The organism is Flavobacterium sp. T12S277 (genome assembly GCF_048514875.1).
Taxonomy (GTDB): Bacteria; Bacteroidota; Bacteroidia; order Flavobacteriales; family Flavobacteriaceae; genus Flavobacterium.
Map to the genome: position 1 here is coordinate 1 of NZ_JBLYEG010000038.1, position 5,226 is coordinate 5,226.

2 tRNA genes and 2 rRNA genes are annotated in these 5,226 nt (G+C 47.1%); all 4 read left to right on the top strand.

The features are described 5' to 3' along the window. Window positions 1–205 precede the first annotated feature (205 nt). The 4 genes from ACN1CN_RS22390 to ACN1CN_RS22405 all read left to right on the top strand — a co-directional run bounded on the left by ACN1CN_RS22390 (window position 206) and on the right by ACN1CN_RS22405 (window position 5,183). Window positions 206–1,719, top strand: a 16S ribosomal RNA gene (locus ACN1CN_RS22390). A gap of 127 nt (window positions 1,720–1,846) precedes the next feature. Continuing rightward, window positions 1,847–1,920 (top strand) — tRNA-Ile (locus tag ACN1CN_RS22395). A gap of 178 nt (window positions 1,921–2,098) precedes the next feature. Then, window positions 2,099–2,172 (top strand) — tRNA-Ala (locus tag ACN1CN_RS22400). 127 nt (window positions 2,173–2,299) lie between these two features. Continuing rightward, window positions 2,300–5,183: ribosomal RNA gene (locus ACN1CN_RS22405) — 23S ribosomal RNA — on the top strand. Together the 16S and 23S rRNA genes with 2 tRNA genes alongside form the textbook arrangement of a ribosomal RNA operon. Window positions 5,184–5,226 lie beyond the last annotated feature (43 nt).

Here is a 5,226-nt window from a genome sequence, read left to right on the forward strand (position 1 = left end):
AAAAAACTCTTGCCATTTAGAAATAAGTTTTCTACTTTTGCACCCGCTTTGAAATACAAGCCAAACACAAGAAGACACGTTCGTAGACATATTGAATTGACAGCCGTTTTAACAGAGATGTTAAAACAAAAGAATAAGAGTAATGGAATCGAGAGATTCGAAGAGAACCGATAGAGACGACATCGCAATATAATATAAAAAATATACGATGAAGAGTTTGATCCTGGCTCAGGATGAACGCTAGCGGCAGGCTTAACACATGCAAGTCGAGGGGTATAGTTCTTCGGAACTAGAGACCGGCGCACGGGTGCGTAACGCGTATGCAATCTACCTTTTACAGAGGGATAGCCCAGAGAAATTTGGATTAATACCTCATAGCATAGCAATCTCGCATGAGATCACTATTAAAGTCACAACGGTAAAAGATGAGCATGCGTCCCATTAGCTAGTTGGTAAGGTAACGGCTTACCAAGGCTACGATGGGTAGGGGTCCTGAGAGGGAGATCCCCCACACTGGTACTGAGACACGGACCAGACTCCTACGGGAGGCAGCAGTGAGGAATATTGGACAATGGGCGCAAGCCTGATCCAGCCATGCCGCGTGCAGGATGACGGTCCTATGGATTGTAAACTGCTTTTATACGAGAAGAAACACTCCAACGTGTTGGAGCTTGACGGTATCGTAAGAATAAGGATCGGCTAACTCCGTGCCAGCAGCCGCGGTAATACGGAGGATCCAAGCGTTATCCGGAATCATTGGGTTTAAAGGGTCCGTAGGCGGTTTAGTAAGTCAGTGGTGAAAGCCCATCGCTCAACGGTGGAACGGCCATTGATACTGCTAAACTTGAATTATTAGGAAGTAACTAGAATATGTAGTGTAGCGGTGAAATGCTTAGAGATTACATGGAATACCAATTGCGAAGGCAGGTTACTACTAATGGATTGACGCTGATGGACGAAAGCGTGGGTAGCGAACAGGATTAGATACCCTGGTAGTCCACGCCGTAAACGATGGATACTAGCTGTTGGGAGCAATCTCAGTGGCTAAGCGAAAGTGATAAGTATCCCACCTGGGGAGTACGTTCGCAAGAATGAAACTCAAAGGAATTGACGGGGGCCCGCACAAGCGGTGGAGCATGTGGTTTAATTCGATGATACGCGAGGAACCTTACCAAGGCTTAAATGTAGATTGACCGGTTTGGAAACAGATCTTTCGCAAGACAATTTACAAGGTGCTGCATGGTTGTCGTCAGCTCGTGCCGTGAGGTGTCAGGTTAAGTCCTATAACGAGCGCAACCCCTGTTGTTAGTTGCCAGCGAGTCATGTCGGGAACTCTAACAAGACTGCCAGTGCAAACTGTGAGGAAGGTGGGGATGACGTCAAATCATCACGGCCCTTACGCCTTGGGCTACACACGTGCTACAATGGCCGGTACAGAGAGCAGCCACTGGGCGACCAGGAGCGAATCTATAAAACCGGTCACAGTTCGGATCGGAGTCTGCAACTCGACTCCGTGAAGCTGGAATCGCTAGTAATCGGATATCAGCCATGATCCGGTGAATACGTTCCCGGGCCTTGTACACACCGCCCGTCAAGCCATGGAAGCTGGGGGTGCCTGAAGTCGGTGACCGCAAGGAGCTGCCTAGGGTAAAACTGGTAACTAGGGCTAAGTCGTAACAAGGTAGCCGTACCGGAAGGTGCGGCTGGAACACCTCCTTTCTAGAGCCTTAAATGTTAGCAGTAATGCACGTTAAGGAAAAAAGATGTTTATCTAAAGGATCTGAATCACTAAATTCAATTACTCTTGCTGTTAATTTAAAAAAAAAATGAAAATTAAGTAAAACAGAGTCTCGTAGCTCAGCTGGTTAGAGTACTACACTGATAATGTAGGGGTCGGCAGTTCGAGTCTGCCCGGGACTACTTTTTTAGAATTGTTGATTGTTAATTATTAATTATTAATAAAAAAACAACAACAACAACAAACTAAAAAAGACTGTGAGCTTAAATAAGGAAATTCTAGAAGTTGGAATTCACCAAAGGAAATTAGAGAAGAATTAGAAATCTAAAATCTGAATTCTACAATCTAAGATTGAAAAATGGGGGATTAGCTCAGCTGGCTAGAGCGCCTGCCTTGCACGCAGGAGGTCAACGGTTCGACTCCGTTATTCTCCACAGATCCGAAAGGATAAAAGTTCATTGACATATTGAGATAAGAAAATAATAAAAAGTAGAAAGCGTTTTTTACAATTTTATTGTAAAAGACAAAAAAAAACGGTCATAATTAAATTTATGATTGGTACAATAAGCAAAATAAGGGCGTATGGGGGATGCCTAGGCTCTCAGAGGCGATGAAAGGCGTGATAAGCTGCGAAAAGCTACGGGGACGGGCACACACCGATTGATCCGTAGATACCTGAATGGGGCAACCCACTATGTTGAAGACATAGTACACCGATAGGTGGGCAAACCCGCTGAACTGAAACATCTAAGTAGGCGGAGGAGAAGAAAACAAAAGTGATTCCGTAAGTAGTGGCGAGCGAACGCGGATTAGCCCAAACCAATGATGTTACGGCATTGTTGGGGTTGTAGGACCACGACATTTTATGTACAAGGAACCGGAAGTTACTGGAAAGTGACACCATAGAGGGTGATAGTCCCGTATGGGTAACGAGTATAATAGATAGTGGTATCCTGAGTAGGGCGGGGCACGTGAAACCCTGTCTGAATTTGGCGGGACCATCCGCTAAGGCTAAATACTCCTGAGAGACCGATAGTGAACCAGTACCGTGAGGGAAAGGTGAAAAGAACCGTGAATAACGGAGTGAAATAGATCCTGAAACCATACGCTTACAAGCGGTCGGAGCCCTTTCGTGGGGTGACGGCGTGCCTTTTGCATAATGAGCCTACGAGTTAACGTTGCTGGCAAGGTTAAGTGGTTAAGCCACGGATCCGTAGCGAAAGCGAGTCTGAATAGGGCGCTTTAGTCAGTAGTGTTAGACGCGAAACCGTGTGATCTACCCATGGGCAGGTTGAAGCTGTGGTAACACACAGTGGAGGACCGAACCGGTTGACGTTGAAAAGTCTTCGGATGACCTGTGGGTAGGGGTGAAAGGCCAATCAAACTCGGAAATAGCTCGTACTCCCCGAAATGCATTTAGGTGCAGCGCTGAGCGTAAAGTTATATAGAGGTAGAGCTACTGATTGGATGCGGGGGCTTCACCGCCTACCAATTCCTGACAAACTCCGAATGCTATATAATGTTTCTCAGCAGTGAGGGCTTGGGTGCTAAGGTCCAAGTCCGAGAGGGAAAGAACCCAGACCATCAGCTAAGGTCCCCAAATATACGCTAAGTTGAAAGAACGAGGTTTGTCTGCCCAGACAGCTAGGATGTTGGCTTGGAAGCAGCCATTCATTTAAAGAGTGCGTAACAGCTCACTAGTCGAGCGGACGAGCATGGATAATAATCGGGCATAAGCGTATTACCGAAGCTATGGATTTACAGTTTACTGTAAGTGGTAGGGGAGCATTCTAACAGGGTTGAAGGTGTATCGTCAGGTATGCTGGACTGGTTAGAAAAGAAAATGTAGGCATAAGTAACGATAATGCGGGCGAGAAACCCGCACACCGAAAAACTAAGGTTTCCACAGCTATGCTAATCAGCTGTGGGTTAGTCTGGTCCTAAGGCGAACCCGAAAGGGACAGTCGATGGCTAACGGGTTAATATTCCCGTACTACTAATTACTGTGATGGGGTGACGGAGTGATGAAAGCGCCGCGAACTGACGGAATAGTTCGTTGAAGTACCTACCTATAAGAGATGCAGGTAAATCCACATCTTTTGGGGAAATACGATAGTACTCGGAGTCTTCGGACAAAGAGATAGTGCGCCTAAGGGCTTCCAAGAAAAACCTCTAAACTTCAGGTAATTAGTACCAGTACCGTAAACCGACACAGGTAGTTGAGGAGAGAATCCTAAGGTGCTCGAGAGATTCATGGCTAAGGAATTAGGCAAAATAGACCTGTAACTTCGGGAGAAAGGTCGCCCCGAGCAATCGGGGCCGCAGTGAAGAGGTCCAGGCGACTGTTTATCAAAAACACAGGGCTCTGCAAAATCGTAAGATGAAGTATAGGGCCTGACACCTGCCCGGTGCTGGAAGGTTAAGAGGAGATGTTATCTTCGGAGAAGCATTGAATTGAAGCCCCAGTAAACGGCGGCCGTAACTATAACGGTCCTAAGGTAGCGAAATTCCTTGTCGGGTAAGTTCCGACCTGCACGAATGGTGTAACGATCTGGACACTGTCTCAGCCATGAGCTCGGTGAAATTGTAGTAACGGTGAAGATGCCGTTTACCCGCAGTGGGACGAAAAGACCCTGTGCACCTTTACTATAGCTTAGTATTGACCTTGGATAAATGATGTGTAGGATAGGTTGGAGACTGTGAAGTGGCGTCGCCAGGCGTTGTGGAGTCATTGTTGAAATACAACCCTTTGTTTATCTGAGGCCTAACCCCATATTGTGGGGGACATTGCTTGGTGGGTAGTTTGACTGGGGTGGTCGCCTCCAAAAGAGTAACGGAGGCTTCTAAAGGTTCCCTCAGTACGCTTGGTAACCGTGCGTAGAGTGCAATGGCATAAGGGAGCTTGACTGAGAGACATACAGGTCGATCAGGTACGAAAGTAGAGCATAGTGATCCGGTGGTTCCGCATGGAAGGGCCATCGCTCAAAGGATAAAAGGTACGCCGGGGATAACAGGCTGATCTCCCCCAAGAGCTCATATCGACGGGGGGGTTTGGCACCTCGATGTCGGCTCGTCACATCCTGGGGCTGGAGAAGGTCCCAAGGGTTGGGCTGTTCGCCCATTAAAGTGGCACGCGAGCTGGGTTCAGAACGTCGTGAGACAGTTCGGTCTCTATCTACTGTGGGCGTTAGAAATTTGAGTGGATCTGATTCTAGTACGAGAGGACCGAATTGGACAAACCTCTAGTGTATCTGTTGTCCCGCCAGGGGCACCGCAGAGTAGCTACGTTTGGAAGGGATAAGCGCTGAAAGCATATAAGCGCGAAACCCACCACAAGATGAGATTTCTTTTAAGGATCGTGGAAGATGACCACGTTGATAGGCTATAGATGTAAAGGCAGTAATGTCATAGTCGAGTAGTACTAATAATCCGTAAGCTTATGTACACCCTTTTCCTCCGGGGCAACCCGGAGGAAGAAACTTTCTAAA